Annotated in this window: 18 protein-coding genes and 1 riboswitch; of the genes, 8 read left to right on the top strand and 10 right to left on the bottom strand. The window is 62.6% G+C overall.

Translation table 11 applies throughout. From position 1 onward, the window contains the following. Positions 1-9: 9 nt before the first annotated feature. From DK366_RS16595 to DK366_RS16585, 3 genes are all read right to left on the bottom strand, one after another. Entirely contained in the window at positions 10-1533 is a 1524-nt protein-coding gene (locus DK366_RS16595) for a CoA-acylating methylmalonate-semialdehyde dehydrogenase (protein WP_109126676.1), read from the bottom strand. A 128-nt stretch (positions 1534-1661) separates the two neighbouring features. After that, positions 1662-1879: riboswitch (cobalamin riboswitch) on the bottom strand. A gap of 108 nt (positions 1880-1987) precedes the next feature. Further along, positions 1988-3022, bottom strand: a complete 1035-nt coding sequence (locus DK366_RS16590) for an AraC family transcriptional regulator (protein WP_109126699.1) — start codon at positions 3020-3022, stop codon at positions 1988-1990. A 90-nt stretch (positions 3023-3112) separates the two neighbouring features. Next, entirely contained in the window at positions 3113-4177 is a 1065-nt protein-coding gene (locus tag DK366_RS16585) for an NAD-dependent epimerase/dehydratase family protein (protein ID WP_109126675.1), read from the bottom strand. A gap of 329 nt (positions 4178-4506) precedes the next feature. Here DK366_RS16585 and DK366_RS21305 point away from each other — a divergent pair, with 329 nt between their 5' ends. Together DK366_RS21305 and DK366_RS16580 are read left to right on the top strand one after the other, a co-directional pair. After that, positions 4507-4674, top strand: a complete 168-nt coding sequence (locus tag DK366_RS21305; RefSeq protein WP_157956596.1) for a hypothetical protein — start codon at positions 4507-4509, stop codon at positions 4672-4674. Between the two features lie 290 nt (positions 4675-4964). Beyond that, positions 4965-6407: a DUF1254 domain-containing protein gene (locus DK366_RS16580; protein ID WP_198651608.1), complete on the top strand. Its 1443-nt coding sequence runs from the start codon at positions 4965-4967 to the stop codon at positions 6405-6407. Between the two features lie 42 nt (positions 6408-6449). On the opposite strand, the gene DK366_RS16575 is transcribed toward DK366_RS16580, so the two are convergent. Next, positions 6450-7856: a DUF1254 domain-containing protein gene (locus DK366_RS16575; RefSeq protein ID WP_109126673.1), complete on the bottom strand. Its 1407-nt coding sequence runs from the start codon at positions 7854-7856 to the stop codon at positions 6450-6452. Between the two features lie 352 nt (positions 7857-8208). Here DK366_RS16575 and DK366_RS16570 point away from each other — a divergent pair, with 352 nt between their 5' ends. The 4 genes from DK366_RS16570 (at position 8209) to DK366_RS16555 (ending at position 12272) form a co-directional block, all read left to right on the top strand. Then, positions 8209-8658, top strand: a complete 450-nt coding sequence (locus tag DK366_RS16570) for a GNAT family N-acetyltransferase (protein ID WP_109126672.1) — start codon at positions 8209-8211, stop codon at positions 8656-8658. Between the two features lie 113 nt (positions 8659-8771). Beyond that, the gene (gene motA, locus DK366_RS16565) at positions 8772-9647 is read left to right on the top strand and encodes a flagellar motor stator protein MotA (RefSeq protein WP_109126671.1); all 876 of its coding nucleotides are present in this window, start codon (positions 8772-8774) and stop codon (positions 9645-9647) included. Continuing rightward, entirely contained in the window at positions 9644-10684 is a 1041-nt protein-coding gene (gene motB, locus DK366_RS16560) for a flagellar motor protein MotB (protein ID WP_109126670.1), read from the top strand. Before motA ends, motB begins: the two co-directional genes overlap by 4 nt. A gap of 361 nt (positions 10685-11045) precedes the next feature. Beyond that, positions 11046-12272, top strand: coding sequence for an MFS transporter (locus DK366_RS16555; protein WP_198651607.1), 1227 nt, complete (start codon positions 11046-11048; stop codon positions 12270-12272). Positions 12273-12308: 36 nt separating this feature from the next. On the opposite strand, the gene DK366_RS16550 is transcribed toward DK366_RS16555, so the two are convergent. After that, positions 12309-12770, bottom strand: a complete 462-nt coding sequence (locus DK366_RS16550; RefSeq protein WP_109126669.1) for a GNAT family N-acetyltransferase — start codon at positions 12768-12770, stop codon at positions 12309-12311. A 16-nt stretch (positions 12771-12786) separates the two neighbouring features. Beyond that, a complete protein-coding gene (locus DK366_RS16545; protein WP_198651606.1) occupies positions 12787-13230 on the bottom strand; it encodes a GNAT family N-acetyltransferase in 444 nt (147 codons plus the stop codon). A gap of 238 nt (positions 13231-13468) precedes the next feature. Here DK366_RS16545 and msrA point away from each other — a divergent pair, with 238 nt between their 5' ends. Continuing rightward, positions 13469-13978 carry a peptide-methionine (S)-S-oxide reductase MsrA gene (gene msrA, locus DK366_RS16540; RefSeq protein ID WP_109126667.1) on the top strand — a complete coding sequence of 170 codons (510 nt, stop codon included), beginning with the start codon at positions 13469-13471 and terminating at the stop codon, positions 13976-13978. A gap of 206 nt (positions 13979-14184) precedes the next feature. Here the strand turns inward: msrA and DK366_RS16535 are convergent, their stop codons facing one another. The 4 genes from DK366_RS16535 to DK366_RS16520 all read right to left on the bottom strand — a co-directional run bounded on the left by DK366_RS16535 (position 14185) and on the right by DK366_RS16520 (position 18107). Next, entirely contained in the window at positions 14185-14946 is a 762-nt protein-coding gene (locus DK366_RS16535; RefSeq protein WP_109126666.1) for a hypothetical protein, read from the bottom strand. A 66-nt stretch (positions 14947-15012) separates the two neighbouring features. Continuing rightward, on the bottom strand, positions 15013-15960 hold the full coding sequence (locus DK366_RS16530; RefSeq protein WP_232821086.1) for a Dyp-type peroxidase: 948 nt from the start codon (positions 15958-15960) through the stop codon (positions 15013-15015). A gap of 98 nt (positions 15961-16058) precedes the next feature. Next, positions 16059-17111 (bottom strand): alpha/beta hydrolase, encoded by a 1053-nt coding sequence (locus DK366_RS16525; protein WP_109126665.1) that lies wholly within the window; start codon positions 17109-17111, stop codon positions 16059-16061. Positions 17112-17252: 141 nt separating this feature from the next. Next, on the bottom strand, positions 17253-18107 hold the full coding sequence (locus DK366_RS16520) for a LysR family transcriptional regulator (protein WP_109126664.1): 855 nt from the start codon (positions 18105-18107) through the stop codon (positions 17253-17255). A 116-nt stretch (positions 18108-18223) separates the two neighbouring features. On the opposite strand from DK366_RS16520, the gene DK366_RS16515 reads away from it, so the two are divergent. Continuing rightward, positions 18224-19219, top strand: a complete 996-nt coding sequence (locus tag DK366_RS16515; protein ID WP_198651605.1) for a zinc-dependent alcohol dehydrogenase family protein — start codon at positions 18224-18226, stop codon at positions 19217-19219. Positions 19220-19273 lie beyond the last annotated feature (54 nt).

Raw genomic sequence — 19273 nt, 5'->3', positions numbered from 1 at the left:
GGTGCTCCATCACTTGAGCGTGATCGTGGTGTTGACGCCGACGTGCAGCGTGTCGTCGTCGAACCAGCGCTGGGTGACGGTCTTGGTCTGCGTGTAGAACATCACGACCTGCTTGCCGTAGGGGCCAAGATCGCCGAGCTTCGACGCACGCGAACCGGTGAACGAGAACAACGGTACCGGCACGGGAATCGGCACGTTGATGCCCACCTGTCCCACGTCGATGTCTTCCTGGAAGCGTCGCGCCGCTGCGCCACTTTGCGTGAACACGGCCGTGCCATTGCCGTTGGGGTTGGCGTTGACTAGATCAATTGCCTCGTCCAGCGAATCCGCCGAGAGAATCACCAGCACGGGGCCGAAGATTTCCTCGTCATAGATGCGCATGCCGGGCTTCACGTTCGAGAAGATGGTGGGGCCGACGAAGTTGCCGTTCTCAAAGCCTGGAACGTTCGGTGAACGACCGTCGAGCTCCAGCGTGGCGCCCTGGGCAACACCGGATGCGATCAAGCCTTCAACACGTTCACGGGCACCACAGGAAATCAGCGGACCGACATCCGTGCCCACTTCTGTTCCTGCGTTGACCTTGAGCGTGCGTGCTTTGGCGACAAGCTCAGGAATCCACGACTGCGCCTCGCCCACCAGCACGGCGGTGGATGCGGCCATGCAGCGCTGGCCAGCGGCACCAAAAGCCGCGCCAGCAAGTGCATTGAGCGTCTGCTCCTTGTTCGCATCCGGCAGCACGACGGCGTGATTCTTCGCCCCCATCATGCACTGCACGCGCTTGCCGGACTGCGAAGCGCGGTGATAGACGTGCGTGCCGACGCGCGTGGAACCCACGAAGGACACCGCCTTGATGTCCGCGTGATCACAGATGGCGTTGACCACGTCTTCACCACCATGCACCACGTTGAGCACACCTTTGGGAATGCCGGCTTCCAGCGCCAGCTCCACCAGGCGCATCGTCACCATCGGGTCCTGTTCAGAGGGTTTGAGCACGAACGTGTTGCCCGTGGCGATGGCCATGGGGAACATCCAGAGCGGAATCATCGCCGGGAAATTGAACGGCGTGATGCCTGCACAAACACCCAGCGGCTGCAGCAGTGTGTAGGTATCCACGCCGGTGGCGACGTTGTTCGCCAGCTCGCCCAGTTGCAGGTTGCCAATGGCAGCGGCGTGCTCGACCACTTCGAGTCCGCGAAACACATCCCCTTCGGCATCCGGCAGCGTCTTGCCCTGCTCGGCGGTCAACAGTGCCGCCAGTTCACCCATGTGCTCACGGATGAGCTGCTGGTATTTCAGGAAAATGCGCGCACGCGTGCCAATAGGCGTCTTGCGCCAGCTCTTGAACGCTTCCTTGGCGGCAGCCACCGCCGCGTTCACTTCGTTCGTCGTCGCGAAAGGCACGCGTGCAAGCACGGCCTGCGTGGCCGGGTTGACCACATCGCGCCATTCGTTGGTCTTCGATGCGACGAACTCGCCGTCGATCAACAGTTTGACGGTCGCAACGTCCGTCGTGACGGCACTCAACTTATTCATTTGTCTGTCTCCGAATCGCACACCCGCGAGATGGGGTTGCGGAGCACAGACAAGACGACACAGAACGGCAGGCAGCCAGATCCGAATCAGCTCGCCTGGTTGCCCTCCGCAACGCCCGGGAACGACGCACCGATGCGTCGTACACAGGCCGGTCTCCGGGCTCACGAGCGAAGCGGCTGCTTCACCCCGGCACCTTCCCGCGCTTAGCGCAGTGGTTTCCTGCCGGGCTTTCTCGTCTACCGTTGCGGGGGCAGCGTCGGAATGGGGCATACCTCGCCCGCACCGACTTCCCGTTTCACCCTGCGCACCCATGGGGGGGCAGGACACCTGTGACCGGGCGAGTGTAGCGCCTGCAGCGTGACCGGCAAGCTGCAGCGCGGAATAGCTGGGCTTGTTAAATAATTGGAAGACGTTATGGCTTCGCTGTGGATCACAACTGCGTTGCACCGCCTCTTTAGACGACTCGCGAGGCGTGCCCCGAAATACGTTCCGCCCGCTCCACGCGAAACTCCCCGGGCGTGATGCCCGTCCAGCCCTTGAACGCCCGCAGGAAGGAGTTCGCGTCCTCGAAGCCGAGCAGGTAGGAAATCTGACCCGGCGAGAGTTCGGAATGCAGCAGGTAGTGGCTGGCCAGTTCGTTGCGCACGCTGTTGAGCAGGTCGCGAAAGGCAATGCATTCCTTCTCCAGTTGGCGCTGCAGGGAACGTCGGCTCATGGCGAGTCGGTGCGCCACCTGGTCGATGGATGATTGCCCGCTGGGAAGCATGTCCAACAAGGCCGCGCGAACGCGCTCACCCAACGTGGCTTCCGTGTCCAGCTTGGACAGACGCGCGCGCAGGCCGGGTTCGAAGAATTCCCACATCGCCGCGTTCTCTGTAAGGAAGGGGCGGGCGGCATCCTCCGCGGAGAATCGAACGATGTTGGCATCACCAAGCTGCATCGGGCATCCCAGGAAGGCTTCGCAGGCTTCCGCCTCTGGCGGCAGCGTCATCAGTTGGCAGAGCGTTGGGCGTATGTCGAAGCGCGTGGCCAGTCGCGCAAGGTGGGTAAGGAAGATCGCTTCGAATGCGCCCAGGCTGCTCGGGAGGGGTTCGTCCCATCCGTAACAGGTGAGCGTGACCTGCGTGAATGCCGGGGTTACTTGTACGTTGCAGGTCAGCGGTCCGATCAATCGCTTGTATTCGGCCAGCCGCGACAGCGCGACATTGAAGTTGGGGCTGCAAAGGCTGGCGAAGATCGGCGGATCAAATGCTTCCACCGACGTGGCACGCACCAGCGTCAACGCGACATTGCGACCGGCAGCCGCCGCCTCCATGCCATTCCACAGGCGGAAATATTCGTTCGGCGTGAGAGAGGCATCCTTGCGTGCAAACAGATCCGCAGGAAGCCCGGCGTAGGACAGCGCGTGTGCGACATCGATACCGGCATCGCGCATCACCAGGCGCCAGCCTGGGTGTACTGCAAAACGAGTGGCCTGTTTGCTGGTCATCACATCCCGAATCATGCCGTTGCCGAGTCACGCTGCCTTCGAGTGCAAAGCATGCGGCATTACCGTCGAAAAGGCTTGTTGCCGTGCCGGCTAGGCTTTGGTGAAAACGCCACGCTGAATCATCTGCTCGAACATGTCGTTCATCGACACGGCGAGTGGCCGGTAGGTTGTTCCAAGCTCACGCACGCTACGGCCATGGTCCGCCTTCCAGGGAAGGTTCACATTCTTCGCCACGGCCTGGCGCGTCATGCCGCCGCCTGCCAGCGGCGCGACCAGCCATAGCAGCCATTTCGGCATGGTGCGACGGGGAATGGGGTAGCGGTCGCCATACGTGGGAAGCAACAGCCTGGCGGCCTCGTAGAGGTCCGTGTTGTGGCCGCTGATGATATGCCGCCCCGACGCGCCGGGCGTGAAAGCGGCCGCCAGATGAGCCTTTGCCAGATCGCGCACGTCCACCATGCCAAAACCCCAGCGCGGCGCGCCCATGCGCAGCGTGCCATCACCCATCTGCTTCACCATCGCAAAGCTCTCCGAGGTCGGGTGATCATTGAGCGAGGGTCCCACCACCAGCGATGGATTGAGCACTACGAGCTGCCAGCGATGCTGCTTGCCGGCGATGGACCACGCTTCCTTCTCCGCCACCGTTTTGGAATACGAATACGGGTTGTGCTGCAGCGTGGAGCTGGTGTTCCAGATGTCTTCGTTGAAAACACCGGCCGGTGTGTTCAACAGATCGGCATTGTCCCCATAGATGGCGGCGCAACTGCTGGTGAGCACCACGCGCTTCACGCTGCTCGTGCGATTCGCTTCTTCCAGCACATTGCGTGTACCGAGCAACGCAGGATCGACAAGTTCCTTCTGCGCATCTTTCACATCGATCTTGAAAGGCGACGCCGTGTGGAAAACCAGCTCGCATCCAGCCATGGCTTCACCATAGGAACCCGGTTCAAGCAGGTCCGCCTTGAAGAACCGGATGGCACCTTTGGAACTGGCCGCCAACGCTTTCAGGTGCGCCACCTTCGCGTGATCATCCGGGTTGCGCACTGGCGCATGCACCGTCAGGCCGGCATCGAGAAGTTCCTTGACGATCCAGCCGGCAACGTAGCCGGTGGCACCCGTGACCATCACCGGTGCGGTGGTTTCGATGTTGACCATGAGCCATGCCTCTTCCGCGGTGGTTTTTCGCAATGATGGCGCTGAAAGGCGGTGCCGTAACTAGCAAACCGTGCCAGAGGGGATGCAAACGGTGCCAGGCGACGGGGCGGCCCCGCAGGCCGTTCTGCGCCTGGGTTGGTCAGGCCATAGTCGGCGGTTATGGCTCCATAGCGAACCAGTATTTTTCAAGCGCCAATGGCGGGAGGACACTGTTCTCCAAGGAAGGGCGATGAGTTGCTCGCTGACCGGGCAACGCGAATCCAAAGGCGCTCCTCCTCCACTTCATAGCCACTATTGAGCTAGCCGATGCGGGCTGGCGGGGAGAAGTCATGCTTGCCATTAACGAAAGCGTCAATCGCGACAAGGATCTGGCGACTGCTGCACTGTTTTCCGCAGGTGATCAGCGGGAGATGGATGTGCTGGTGATGCTGGGCGCCCTGATCGTGTGCACCTTTCTTGCCGATGTGATTTTCCTGGTCGCTTCGTTTCTGAACTGAAGATGGGAAACCATCGATGCTGGTGGCATCGCCAGCAATCGCCGGACGGCGCCCAAGCGCGTAGAAGCATGCCAGACCGTCTTTCGCGTTCGTCATGATGTCGACCCTGGTTGGGGTTTCACGTGGGTATTGAACACCCGGCAACGTGACGACTTGCGGTGGCTTGCGTTTGTACCCGGCACATCGGCCCGGGGAGTAGAAATACTTAGATTGGCAGCGTGCTTCTACGGATGCAGCCGCTTCGCCTGCGGCGACATGCTTTGCGTGTTGATTGCCCAGAGGAGGCCCCCGTGAAAACGCATCGTTTGTCGCTTTCGCTTGCTGCTGCATTGGTTGTCGGCCTGGCACAGAATCCGGTGCATGCCGAGGGAGCTCAGCCAACCCATACGTCGATGAGCCCTGAAGAGCTTACGCAGCGAAACATCGAGCGCCGCGCGGTGGATGCCTTTGTGTGGGGCATGCCGGCGGTGAACTTCCAGTTGATGCTGGATGCGTTTGTGGGTTTGGGCGGCGGACCCAACCAGGTGATCTTCTGGTCACGGCCGTTGAACTGGAAAAACCAGACGCTGACGCCCAACCCGGACACGATCTATTTCACCCCGTTCTACGACACGCGAAACGGGCCGGTGGTGCTGGAGATTCCCCCTGCCGGCGAAGGCAACATCACGGGAAGCATTGACGACGGATGGCAGAATCCGCTGGAAGATGTCGGACCGGCGGGCCTGGACAAAGGGAAGGGCGGCAAATACCTGATCCTCCCTCCGGGCTTCAAGGGCACGGTGCCGCAAGGTTATTTCCCGCTGCATTCGGCGACGTATCAGGGCTACGCCATTCTTCGTTCCAACCTGAAAAGCGGCAGCGACGCGGACATTGCCAGCGCTGTGGCGTATGGCAAGCGGATCAAGTTCTATCCGTTGCCGAGTTCGGGCGCGGTGCCGGGCGATACGCATTTCGTCGATGCCTATGACAAGCCATACGATTCGACCATTCCGTACGACTCTCGCTTCTTCGACGCACTCAATCGCTTCGTGCAGGTGGAGCCGTGGATCGAGCGCGACAAGGCGATGATCGATCCGCTGAAATCCCTGGGCATCGAGAAGGGCAAAGCTGGCGATGCGTTGGCGGCGAACAAGGCTACGTTCGACAAGGCCGGCCCTGAAGCCAAGGCGTTGATCGAGCTTTGGACGGAACACGCCTTCGTGCCGCCGTTCAACGAAGGCACGCACTGGGCATTGCCAGTGCCGGCCACGTTCCCCGGCGACATGGCCAGCAACTTCGCCGATCCCAATCGTTACCCGATAGACGCCCGCGCCGTGGGTTACGCCTTGGCGTACTTCTCGGCCAAGCACCTGGGGGCGGGGCAGTTCTATCTGGTAACGATCAAGGACAACGCTGGCAACCTGTTGTCAGGCGCCAGTACCTATCGCTTGCACGTGCCGGCCAATCCGCCTGTGAAGCTGTATTGGTCGGTGACGGCGTACGACCACGACACGCACGCACTGATCAAGGACGTGCGCTGGGCGAGCCGGGGTTCCAATACGCCGGGGCTGGTAAAGAACGCCGATGGTTCGGTCGACATCTACTTCAGTCCTTCTGCACCTGCCGGCAAGGAAAGCAACTGGGTGCCCACCGATGCGCATGGCAAGTTCGAATTGCTGTTCCGTCTGTACGGCCCCGAAAAGCCGTTCTTCGACAAGGTGTGGAAGTTGCCGGATCTTGAGTTGCAGCGGTAACGTCCGGCCCCGGAGCGAGGCCGGACGTGGGTCCGGTTTCGCTCAGTTCACGCGCTGGATAGAGGGCGTCTTCCATTGGCCATTGAGCAAGCTGGCTTTCGGCCAGTAGTAGCGCATGAAGGCGACGAACGGCCCCTTCGGTGCCGGCAGCCAGTTGGACTCCTTGTCCTTGCCCGGTGAATCGGCCTGGATGTAGATGGTCAAGCCACCATCGGCATCCGTCTTCAACTGCGGCAGCATGGGCGAATTGATCAGGTAACGATTGATCGGGTTCTTCACCAGCAACTGCTTGGGCAGGTCGTACATGGTGATGGACCAGAACGCATTCACCGGCGGCAGCTGGCCCTTGGCGAAATGCAGCGTGTAGTTGTGGGCGCTGCCATCCAGCGGCTGGCCTTGCGCATCCTTTTCCAGGATCGGGTACAAGGCTTCTTCGCGCGAGTTGGCGCCGATGCCTACCTGCGTCCCTGTGGCGCGCGCCACGTAATCGTTCTTGAGAAACGCGCGGTCGCCGAACAGCTGGTCGGTTTTTCCACCCAGCGATGCGCGACGATCATCAATGGCTTTCTGGCCGTCGAGCATGCCTTGCTTCATCGCGGCCTGCACATCGGCAGGGAATGCCGATGCATCGAACGGCTGGCCCGCTTTGATGCCGATTTGTGCAAAGCGATGGAGCAAGCCCACTTCGCTGGGATGCGGCGGTTGGCAGAACTGCAGAAGGAAGGCCAGCTCGTTGAAGAAGGCGAGGGATGTGCGAGTGTCTTCGTCTGACAGGGGCGTAATCCAGTGAATCTCGGGGGCTGGCTTGGGCGCCGCCGAACCTTCAAAGGCCGACAGCGGTTGCGCCTTGTAGCCGGCCTGGATTTTCTTGACGTTGTCCAGGTCGTCCGGGTTGAACAGCTGCGTGCGGCCAACCACGCTGACGAATTCGGTTTCCGCATGGAAAACCTTGGTGATCCCCTTGGGCGTGCCACCTTTCCACTCGGGGCCCGCAATAAGGTAGTTGCCGCCGTTGTTTCCGGTGGCGCGCGTTCCGATGTACGCAAAGTTGAACGTGTAGAGATCCAGCAGCTGGAAGACGAAGTAGCGATTCTTTTCCATCTTCGGAACGGTGATCACCATGGGCTCGGCACGCAGATCCAGGCCAATGAAGGTATAGGGCGTGTCGGAGTTCGGCGTGACAAAGGCCGTGTCATCGGGCGTGAACACGCGTGCGATGTTGAGAATGGAGTTGAACGGTCCTTTGTATTGCGGTGTGCCTTTGGCGACGGAAAAGGCGTACATGGTCTTGTATTGATCAACCAGCGGCACGCCGTAGACATACGCGTCTCGCGAAATCGCCTGTGCTTGAGAAGGGGAAATCGTTGATTCGGCCGCGCTTGCCGATAGCGTAAGCCCAAAAAGAAGCGCAACGCCGATGACGATTTTCGTGAGGGATGCGACTGACATGGGACACCCTTTGGCACGCAGCCTTGATGAACGCTTGGCTAGAGTGCGCGGCGGGCTGCTTCACGGCGAGCGCAAATTTACGCAGCAAAAGTCGGTAGTTCTACTTAGCGGCAATGCCTGGTCTGGATGGCACAGACGCGCTGTGGCCGGGGAGCAATGGAGCTATCGCGGTCCGGCGTAGACGCCGACCTGATCTCCCGTTTGCCGCGCCCTTGTACGCACCACACCGTGCGCAACCAAGCTGTCTCGAACGGTCGGTGGTGGCGATGGCGACTGCCGACAAGCCGAGGCAAGCATCTACGCCTTCGTCATGGCGCCTGCCCTATGAAAGTCGATCTTTCAGGAGGCGACCATGGCGGCAAACGTGCGCGTTGCAAATTCAGGCGACCTGGACCAGGTGGCGGTGTTGTTCGATGAATACCGGCAGTTCTATGAGCAGGATGCGAATGCCGAGCTGGCGCGCCGCTTCATGGCGGCCCGATTGTCGGAGGGTTCGTCGCTGGTACTCGTCACCGAAACCGACGACGGTGACATCGTCGCTTTCACCCAGTTGTATCCGCTGTTCGATTCGGTGGGCGCGGTGCCCAGTTTCATCCTCTACGACCTTTACGTGGCCAAGCGGGCCCGTCGACAGGGGATCGCGCGGGCCTTGATGATCGAGGCGGTGAACGAGGCGCGTCGCCGGGGTGCAGGGCGACTGGAATTGCAGACGGCCCGCGACAACGTGGCCGCCCAGAAACTCTACGAGGGATTGGGCTGGCAGCGGGACAACGACTTCTATGTCTACGCGATTCATCCCTGAGATTTACGTGTCGTAGCCTCATGGCTTGGCGTGAAAACGCTTTCTCAATTTTCTCCGGCAACCGCCGATAAGCGTCTTGCACGGAGACATCGGCTCCGTATCCCGGAGCGAATATGTTGGTCCTGATCGGAGCGGTGGTGGTGGTGGTGTGCGTGCTTGGCGGCTTTGTGCTGTCGCACGGCCAGATTGCGGCGCTGTGGCAACCGTACGAGCTGCTGATCATCGGCGGCGGCGCGCTGGGCGCGTTTCTGTCGGCCAATTCGCCCAAGGTGGTGAAGGGTGCCGTGCGCGATGCGGTGGGCCTGCTCAAGGGACCCAAGTACAAGAAGCAGGATTACATCGACCTGCTGTCGATGCTGTACGACCTTTTCAGCCTGATCCGCAAGGAAGGCCTGCTCGGTGTGGAAGAACACATCGAAGATCCGCAGAACAGCTCACTGTTCTCCGCCTATCCGCGTCTGCTGCGCGAACACCACCTGATCGAATTCACCACCGACTGCCTGCGCCTGATGGTGGGCGGCAGCATGAATCCGATCGAGCTGGAACAGCTGCTGGAAGTAGAGCTGGAAACCCATCATCACGAAGCCATGGCACCGGCGACGGCGGTGACCAAGATGGCCGACGCGCTGCCGGGTTTCGGCATCGTGGCGGCGGTGCTTGGCATTGTGGAAACCATGTCGCAGCTCGATGGCGATACATCGAAGATCGGCGCGCACATTGCGGGTGCGCTGGTCGGTACGTTCCTCGGCATTCTGCTGTGCTATGGCTTCATCGGCCCGGTGGGTGCCGCCATGGAAAACCGCGTGCAGGAAGACGGCAAGGCATTCGAGTGCGTGAAGATCGCCTTGCTCGCCAGCCTGCGCGGCTACAACCCCAAGGTGTCGGTGGAGTTCGCGCGCAAGTCGCTCGCCACGCATTCACGACCGGGCTTCCTGGATCTTGAAGAACACTTGAAGTCGGCAGCGCCCCGCGCCAAGGCGGCCACGTGAGCGAGCAGGGCGAAGGCCAGGCCCCGGCGCCTATCGTCATACGCCGCATCAAGCGGCATGCGCACGGACATCATGGCGGCGCGTGGAAGGTCGCTTATGCGGACTTCGTGACCGCGATGATGGCGTTCTTCCTGGTGATGTGGCTGATTGGCGTGGGCACGCGTGAACAGCGCGCGGCCATTTCGGAATACTTCAAGAACCCGAGCATGACGCACGGCACGGCCACCATGGCGCCTTCGGGCACGAACGGGCCGGGCGGTGCCAGCAACGCGATGATCAAGCTGGGCGGCGCGATGGATTTGCCGCATGGCCCCGGGCACGACAAGGCCAACGCCGCCGTGGCCGCCGATCCGAAGGAGATCGAGAAGGAAGCGCGCAAGCAGGAACGCGCGCGGCTTGAAGAGCTGATGCAGCAACTGCAGGCGGCCATTCAAAGCAGCCAGGCGCTGGAGCCTTTCAAGGATCAGCTGCTGCTGGACATTACGCCCGAAGGCTTGCGCATCCAGATCGTGGACAAGCAGAACCGCCCGATGTTCGACCTGGGCAGCGCGCAGCTGCGGCCATACACCACCACGATTCTTCAGGAGCTGGCGGGCTTCATCAATCGCGTGCCCAATCGCATCAGCCTGTCGGGTCACACGGACGACGCGCCGTATACCAGTGATCATCAGTACAGCAACTGGGAGCTTTCCGCCGACCGCGCCAACGCCGCACGTCGTGCCTTGCTCACCGGTGGTTTGACCGAAGACAAGATCGCGCGCGTGGTGGGCCTGGCGTCGTCGGTACCGTTTGATCGCGCGAATCCTGGCGATCCGATCAATCGCCGCATCAGCATCATCGTGATGAACAAGCAGGCCGAGGCGAATTCGCTTTCGCAGGAAAGCGGTCCGGTCGATGAAAAGGCGCCCACGGCGATGCTGCCTGCCGTTACGCCGGTGGTGGCTGCTGCGCCGGCGATCATTACGGTGTCACCGGGCCAGCCGGCGAGTGGCGGCGATGCGGACAACGTGGCGCAGAGTCCGCCGAATTCGCCTTGAGGCGGTGCGTGAAGTGATGTGCGGGGTTGGACACCAGGTTGATGATGCTTCGCTTGGCCTCGTTGCTGATTAAAAGAATTCCCCGCGGTCTTCATTTTCCTCACCGTCATTCCCGCGAAGGCGGGAGGTACTTTTCAACGGCCGCAGGGCCGGTCATCCAGTGCCTTAGTGCAGTGCGAAAAGTCACTGGATTCCCGCCTTCGCGGGAATGACGAGCAAGAGGCACGGCTTTCCAGCAGCGCTGCGAGCATTGATGACGCCCCTCAGCCACGCGCATCGGCTGGCCATCTACCCGCCCAGCCGCTATGCTGTGCATGCTGCATCGCACCAATGCGCCTGATCCCCTCGGCCGAGTCCCCTCATGTCCGCTTCTGCTCCCGCCCTCGATCCGGGCACGCCGCCCGTTCGCGTTCCCCATGTGGGGCTAGTCATCCTTGCGCTGGCTGTGGGCGGTTTCGCCATCGGCACGACGGAATTCGCATCGATGAGCATGCTGCCGCTGTTCGCGCAGGGGCTGGGCATTGATGCGCCGACGGCGGGCCATGCCATCAGCGCCTATGCGCTGGGCGTGGTGGTGGGTGCGCCGGTGATCACTGTGCTGGGCGCGCGCATGCCGCGCCGTCGGTTGCTGTTGATGCTGATGGCGATGTTCACGCTGTTCAACGGACTCACGGGCCTGTCGCCGAACTACCACTGGATGCTGGTGTTTCGCTTCCTCAGTGGCCTGCCGCACGGCGCGTATTTCGGTGTGGGCGCACTGGTGGCCAGTTCGCTGGTGCCGCCGAACCGGCGCACGCGCGCCGTGGGGCAAATGTTTCTTGGACTGACCTGCGCCACCATCGTGGGCGTGCCACTGGCCAGCTGGCTGGGGCAGGCGGTGGGTTGGCGCTGGAGTTTCGCGTTGGTGGCGATGCTGGGCGTGGCCACCATGAGCGCGGTGCTCGCCTTTGCGCCGAACACGCCCGCCGATGCGAACGCCAGCCCCTTGCGTGAGCTGGGCGCGTTGAAGCGTTCGCAGGTGTGGTTGACATTGGGCATCGGCGCCATCGGTTTTGGCGGCATGTTCGCGGTGTACACGTATCTGGCGGACATCCTGCTGAAGGTGACGCACATGTCGCTGGATGCCGTGCCGTGGGTGATGGGCGTGTTCGGCGTCGGCATGACGCTGGGCAACATGGTGATTCCGGTGTTCGCCGATCGCGCATTGATGCGTACGGCGGGCGGCCTGCTGGTGTGGAGCATGGTGTTGCTGGCGATCTTTCCGTTCACCGCGGGCAACGTGCTGACACTCAGCGCGGTGGTGTTCCTCATCGGCGTCGGTGGCGCACTCGGCACGGTCTTGCAAACGCGGTTGATGGACGTAGCCGGCGACGCGCAAGGCCTCGCGGCGTCGCTCAACCATTCCGCGTTCAACACGGCCAATGCGCTGGGTCCGTTCCTTGGCGGGCTGGCGATTGCCAACGGCTACGGCTGGACCTCGCCCGGCTGGGTGGGTAGTGGCCTCGCGTTGGGCGGACTGCTGCTGTGGTTTGTGTCCATTGCCATGGATCGCCGCGGCGAGGCAACGGCAGCGGTTGAACCGTGCTGATGCGCCGGCCCTAAGCCTGCATCCGATCCTGTGGCGTCAGATGTGTTTGACCATCGGCACACAGGTAAGCGTGACGCCCAGCGACGAGGTGTAGCTGGAGCGGCCTTCGCCTTCGAAGCCCAGTGCGCGGTAGAAGGGCGCCGCGTTCAAGGTGGATTCCAGGCTGATTTCCCGAATCCCGGCCTCGCGCGCCATCGCTTCCAGGTGATCGACCATGGCGCGGCCCACGCCGCACCGCATGTAGGCAGGCAAGACGAAGATGGCGTCGAGCTTGCCCGTGGCAAGGTCGATCATACCCGTCCCGACAATCTGCCCATCGACGATGGCAACCTGGAAATGCTCGGCCACGCGCCGGGCGAATACGTGCGACATCTCGCCGGACGTCCATACATCCAGCTCGCGTTGTGCATAGTGGCCATGGCATTGCGCGCGTATGGCTTCGCGGCGGATGGCGAAGCTGGTGGCAGCATCGTCGATGGTGGCCTTGCGGATGTGCATGGTTGCGGCCTGCTGGTCACGACTCCACGTTTGCCATGACCGGCAACGCCTTGGTCAAGGCATAGCGGGCGCCGCCAGGCGGAAAATCGGCGAGACGGCTGAACACGGTGTAGCCGCGCTTCTCATAGAACGGCAGCGCCTGAAAGCTCAGCGTTTCCAGGAAGGCATTGGCGCATCCCTGTCGCGCGGCGGCGTCTTCCACCAGCGCAAGCAGCTGGCTGCCGTAACCGTTGCCGCGCAACTCGTCGGCCAGCCACAGCGCGCTCACCTGCAGCCAGCCCAGGTAAATCGCAGCGACCACGCCGCCGACGACGGTGCCTTCCTCGTTCCTTGCGGTAGCGACCAGGTATTGCGGCGTATCACCGTTGGCCTTGCTCTGGTTGTAGGCGGTCAGGCCCTGGATGATGGTGTTGATGTCGGTGTTGTTGGGCTTTTCTTCCAGCGCGATGCGATACGACATGCCGTGATGCTCCATGCGGGTGATCGGGAACGGGGGGCCAGGCCTGCGACATCGTCGGTGGCGCTCCTTGGTGGGAGCAGGTTGCTTAAGTTTAGGCGCAGCTTGTGGTGAGAAGAGTAGGGTGGTGGCATCGCATGCCCATTCGGGTAACCCAGAAGGGGTGTCGAGCGAATAACCTGATGACCCCGCCCGGCATCCTCACCCGGGCGTCCCCGATATCAACTCCATGGGAGACACCATGACGACGCAACGCGAAAAGGCCATCCTTGCGGGCGGCTGCTTTTGGGGCATGCAGGATCTGATCCGCAAGATTCCTGGCGTGATTTCCACGCGCGTGGGTTACACGGGCGGTGACGTTCCGAACGCGACGTACCGCAACCACGGCACGCACGCCGAGGCCATCGAGATCGAGTTTGACCCGAGCCAGGTCAGCTACCGCCAGATTCTTGAGTTCTTCTTCCAGATCCACGATCCGAGCACCAGGAACCGCCAGGGCAACGACGTGGGCATGAGCTACCGCTCGGCCATCTATTACGTCGACGACCAGCAGAAACAGGTGGCGGAAGACACGGTGGCCGATGTCGATGCCTCCGGCCTGTGGCCCGGCAAGGTGGTGACCGAGATCGAGCCGGCGGGTCCGTTCTGGGAAGCCGAACCGGAGCATCAGGATTACCTGGAACGCATCCCGAACGGCTACACCTGCCACTTCATCCGTCCGGGCTGGCGGTTGCCGCGTCGGCAGGCGTGATGCTTTGGGTGCCTGCGGGGACGTAGGCTGATTTGCTGACCGTCATTCCGGCGCAGGCCGGAGTCCAGTTACCTCAGTATTTGTTCTTGCCTCTAGGCGCCAGGCGTCTAGCGCTCGGCGAAGACCGATACGAACGTCACTGGATTCCGGCCTGCGCCGGAATGACGAGAGGGGTAGGGGGTTCTCGAAATTCTTGGGCGGCGTGTTCAGTGCGCCGCCGGTTCGGCCATCATCAGAAGGCCTCGCAAGCTGTCTTGTCCCACATCGATGAATCCCGAGAAAGGCGACGTCAGGTCGGCAATCAAGGCGAGTGACGTGGCGATCATCAGGATGATCATGGTCTCGGTGAAGCCCATGCGGAAGGGCAATCCATAGGCGCCAATGGCGACCACCAGCACCGAAAGCGCCATCAGCAGCGCCCACATGTCCACGGGAATGCGCTGGTCGTTGGCCGCCCGTTGTTCCACCGCACGATTGAACATGGTGCTCAACGCCATGCCGTAATTGCCGGCGATGGGTGACGCCGATTCGTGCGCTTGCGCCTGGGCGTCGTCGAGCAGTTGCTGGCGGATGGCCAATGAACGCTGCCGTGCGGCGTTGCGCGCATCCGTGCCGGGATGCTCGGACAGCGCGATGATGCGCGCCTTCGCATAGTCCTGGAATACCGACATGGGCATCGGGCGTGGCATCAGGCGCGATTGCTCGAAAGCCGTGCGAATGGCGTTGGCTTCATCCACCACCAGCTGGCCGCGCGCGTTGTAGATGTTCAACGCCATCGACATCGAGAAACCCAACAGCAGGCTCAGCAGCAGCGCGATCTGGTTGCGCACGTCGCGCAATTCCGAATTGCGTTCCCCTTCGCTGCGATGCGTATCGCGCCGGCGAAGGCGAAAGCCCGCTTCGTGCGCGATCAGCAGTCCCACGGTGGTCGCGGCAAAAACAGCCAGCGGATAGTCGAAGAATTCCATAACCTCGCCCCTGTATCGTGATCCTGGCTGGCATGCCGCGCCTTGGCGGCGCTCGAAACGAAGCCGCTAGCTCGTTGCGCCTGCCGTGTATGACGGCGGGTTGTCGAGGAATGTCGCGGACGGCACGAAGTACAACGAGCCCGTCACCGCCTTGCTGAAATCCAGGATGCGGTCGTAGTTGCCGGGCGGATTGCCGATGAACATGTTGTCGAGCATGGTTTCGATGCGGGCAGGGGAGCACGCATAGCCGATGAAATACGTACCGAATTCTCCCTTGCCAATTTCACCGAATGGCATGTTGTCGCGCACGATCTGCAGCTGTTCGCCGTTCTCTTCGATATTGGTGAGCACGTTGTGCGCGTAGGGCGGCTTTTCTTCTTCGCGCAACTCGACGTCCGAGAGTTTGTGGCGCCCAATGATTTTTTCCTGTTGCTCGACCGGCACCGCGTTCCACGCCGTCAGGTCGTGCAGGTACTTCTGCACGACGACGTAGCTGCCACCCGCAAAGGCCGCATCCTCGTGGCCGACGATGGTGGCATCCACGGCGGCTTGTTCCGCCGGATTTTCCGTGCCGTCCACGAAGCCCAGCAGGTCGCGTTCGTCGAAATACTTGAAACCGTGCACTTCGTCGACCACGGTGGCCACGTCGCCGATGCGCGACATGATCTGCGCCGCCAGCTCGAAACACAGGTCCATGTGCGTGGCGCGGATATGGAACAGCAGGTCGCCTGGCGTGGAGGGTGCGTGGTGCACGCCCTTGATCTCGCGGAAGGGATGAAGATGGGCCGGCCGCGGATGGCCAAACAGCTGGTCCCACGCCTCGGAACCGAAGCCCATCACGCATGACAGGCGCCGCAACGGATGGCGAAAACCGATGGCGCGCAGCAGCGAGGACATGTCGCTGCACAACCCCGTCACCGTATCGCGGCACTGCGGTCCAGGTTTCAACGTTACGACCAGGAAAATGGCCGAATGGGTCAGCGTGGTGGCAACCGGTTGCGGCGGGGCAGGCACGATCCATTCCTTGCGGTGGGGTTGGACACTGGAGTGTGGCGCCAAACTACCACGCCGGCCGACAAGCCCATCTTCACGCGTGCCGGCCGGTGTGCGACTCAGAAGCGATCGACGTCAATCACGGCCTTGGCGAAGTCCTGGGGTGCTTCCTGCGGCAGGTTATGGCCAATGCCGCCGGTGACGAGACGGTGCTCGTACTTGCCGGTGAAGCGCTTCGCATAGGCCGCCGGTTCCGGGTGCGGTGCGCCGTTGTCGTCGCCTTCCATGGTGATGGTCGGCACGGCGATGCTGGGCAGCGCGGCGAGCTTCTTTTCCAGGTCGTCGTATTGCGACTCTCCCTCGGCCAGACCCAGCCGCCAGCGATAGTTGTGGATGGCGACCGCCACCTGGTCAGGATTGTCCAATGCGGCGGCCGAGCGATTGAACGTGGCGTCGTCGAACTGCCACTTCGGCGAGGCGAGCTGCCAGATCAGGCGCGCAAAGTCGTGGGTGTACTTGGCGTAGCCCGCCTCGCCGCGTGGCGTGGCGAAGTAGAACTGATACCACCACTGCAGTTCGGCCTTGGGCGGAAGCGGTGCGCGATTGGCGTCCTGGCTGCCGATCAGGTAGCCGCTGACCGAGACCAGCGCCTTGACGCGCTCCGGCCACTCGGCGGCGAGGATGTCCGCGGTGCGTGCGCCCCAATCGAAGCCGGCAACAATGGCCTTGTCGATCTTCAACGCATCCAGCAGCGCAATTGCATCTGCTGCCAGCGCCGCCTGCTGGCCGTTGCGCTTGGTGTCCGACGAAAGGAAGCGTGTGTCGCCATAGCCGCGCAGCCAGGGAATGATCACGCGATAGCCGGCGGCGGCAAGGATGGGTGCCACGTCGACGAAGCTGTAGATGTCATACGGCCAGCCGTGCAGCAGCAATACCGGCTTGCCGTGCGCGGGGCCGTCTTCTGCATAGGCCACGTCGAGCACGCCCGCTTTGACATGCTTGATGGCCTTGAACGAGGTATGGCCACCGCTGGCGGCGCGCTTGTTGTCCGCCGTTGCCGGCGTGGCGCCTTGTGCGTGGGCGAATGCGCCGAAGGCGAAGGGTGCGGTGGCGAGGCCAATGGCCGCCGCACCGAGGAATGAACGTCGCTTCTGATCGATGGGGTCTGACATGGCACGCGTCCCGGTGGTTGGAAGGCGCTTAGGAGACCATGCGGATGTGTTGGCTTTGTGTGCAGGCGGGCCGGGTTTGCAAGGCTGTGTAACGGGAGCCGGGCCAGATACACAGGGATACAAAAGCCGTGCCGGTAAGGCTCAGTCAGCCGCCAGTCGATCGATCACCAGGTCGATCAGTGCACGCAGCCGGGCCAGTCGGCGCAGGTCGCGGTGGTAGCCGATCCAGGTGTCGCGCGAAGGTGGTTCTTCCCTGGTCTCGATGCGCTCGATGCCCGGGGTTGCATCGCCCAGCGGTCGAGGTAGCACGGCCATTCCCGCGCCCTGAGCGCACAGGCGCGCGTGCACCTCACGGGCGTTGCTGCGAAACGCCACGATGGCGTTGGGGTAGTGCGCTTGAAGCCATGCGACATCCGGCATGTCGCCGAATGCCTGGTCCATGGTGATGAGCGATGCACCGGCGCCATCCCCCGCCTTCGGCGGCGGCATTCCCTGCTTGATGTAAAGCCCGTAGGGCATGCGCAGCAGCTTGCGCGACACCACGTCGGGCTCGTCGAACGGCCGGATGCGGAAGGCGAGATCGGCCTCGCGACGGGCAAGGCTGAGGAAGCGCGTGTCGGTGAGCAGTTCCAGGGTGACGCGCGGATGCGCGCGCGAAAACTCGGCAAGCACGGGTGGCAGCACGTGTGCACCGAACCAGTCGGACGAGGTGAGCCGAAGCAGGCCCTCAAGCTCCTGGTGCTGCCCGGCCAGTTCGCGCTGGAAGGCCAGCACTTCCTGCTCCATGCGCTCGGCGTGCCGCACCACCAGCGTGCCTTCTTCGGTAAGAACGAAGCCGTCGCTGGTGCGCTGGAACAGCGTTTGTCCCAGTGCCGATTCCAGCGCGCGAAGCCGCCGGCCCATGGTGGGCTGGGTCTGGCCGAGGGATCGGGCGGCAGCGCCCAGCGTCCCCTCGCGGGCGATGGCGAGGAGGATGCGCAGGTCGCTCCATTCCATGCATTGGCTCCGGCGTGGTCATGCAAATTTGCATGAGTATGGTGCATTTTCTTTGGTTTTCATGCAATTTATACTGGCGTAGCTTGTTGGTTATCCGAACCTAACGAGAGAGCGCCATGAACACCTCAGCCACCATGCAAGCCGCCGTGCTTGAGCAATATGGCAGCGATTTCCGCATCACCACCGTGGCCCGCCCGGTGGCGGGACCCGGGCAGGTGCTGGTGCGTGTAGCGGCCAGCGGCGTCAACCCGCTGGATCTCAAGATCCGCGCCGGCAAGGCGGAGCACGCCCGGCATCCGCTGCCCGTCATCCTGGGCATCGACATGGCCGGTGTGGTGGAAAGCGTGGGTGAGGGTGTCACCGGGTTCCATGCCGGTGACGAGGTGTACGGCATGACGGGCGGCGTGGGTGGCGTGCAGGGTTCGCTGGCCGAATACGCCGCCGTGGATGCGCGGCTGCTGGCCATCAAGCCGGCGCACTTCAGCATGCGCGAAGCGGCGTCGCTGCCACTGGCCTACATCACCGCCTGGGAAGGGCTGGTGGATCGCGCACAGGTGAAGGCCGGCCAGACGGTGCTGGTGCAGGGCGCGGGTGGCGTGGGCAACGCGGTCATCCAGCTGGCGCGTGCCTTCGGTGCCCGCGTGTTTGCAGTGGATGCCGCGTCCAAGTCCGCGCAGATCGAAGCCTGGGGCGCGACCGCGATCGACCGCGAGCTGCCCGTGGAACGGGTGGTCGCCGACTACACCGATGGCCGCGGTTTCGACATCGTCTACGACACCGTCGGCGGTACGGGTCTGGATGCCTCGTTCAAGGCCGTACGCCGGTTCGGGCACGTGGTGAGCGCACTCGGCTGGGGCACGCATGCGCTGGCACCGCTGTCATTTCGGGCGGGTACGTATTCGGGCGTGTTCACCTTGTTGCCGCTGCTTACCGGCGAGGGGCGCGAGCATCATGGCGAGATCCTGGGCGATGTCAGGCGGTTGGCCGAGACGGGGAAGATCACACCGCTTGTCGACCCTCATCGCTTCGGTCTGGTTGCCGCTGCCGCCGCGCACGCGCTGGTCGAACGCCGCGAAGCCAGGGGCAAGGTCGTGATGGATATCGGGGGCTGAAAACGAAACTGCCGGCTTCAGGGCCGGCAGTTCGCGTGACAGGGGAGCGGAGCG

The organism is Dyella sp. C11 (assembly GCF_003121485.1).
In the GTDB taxonomy this organism is placed as follows: domain Bacteria; phylum Pseudomonadota; class Gammaproteobacteria; order Xanthomonadales; family Rhodanobacteraceae; genus Dyella.
Note: the sequence above shows the minus strand (reverse complement) of the source record. Positions and strands in the feature narration are given on the sequence as shown.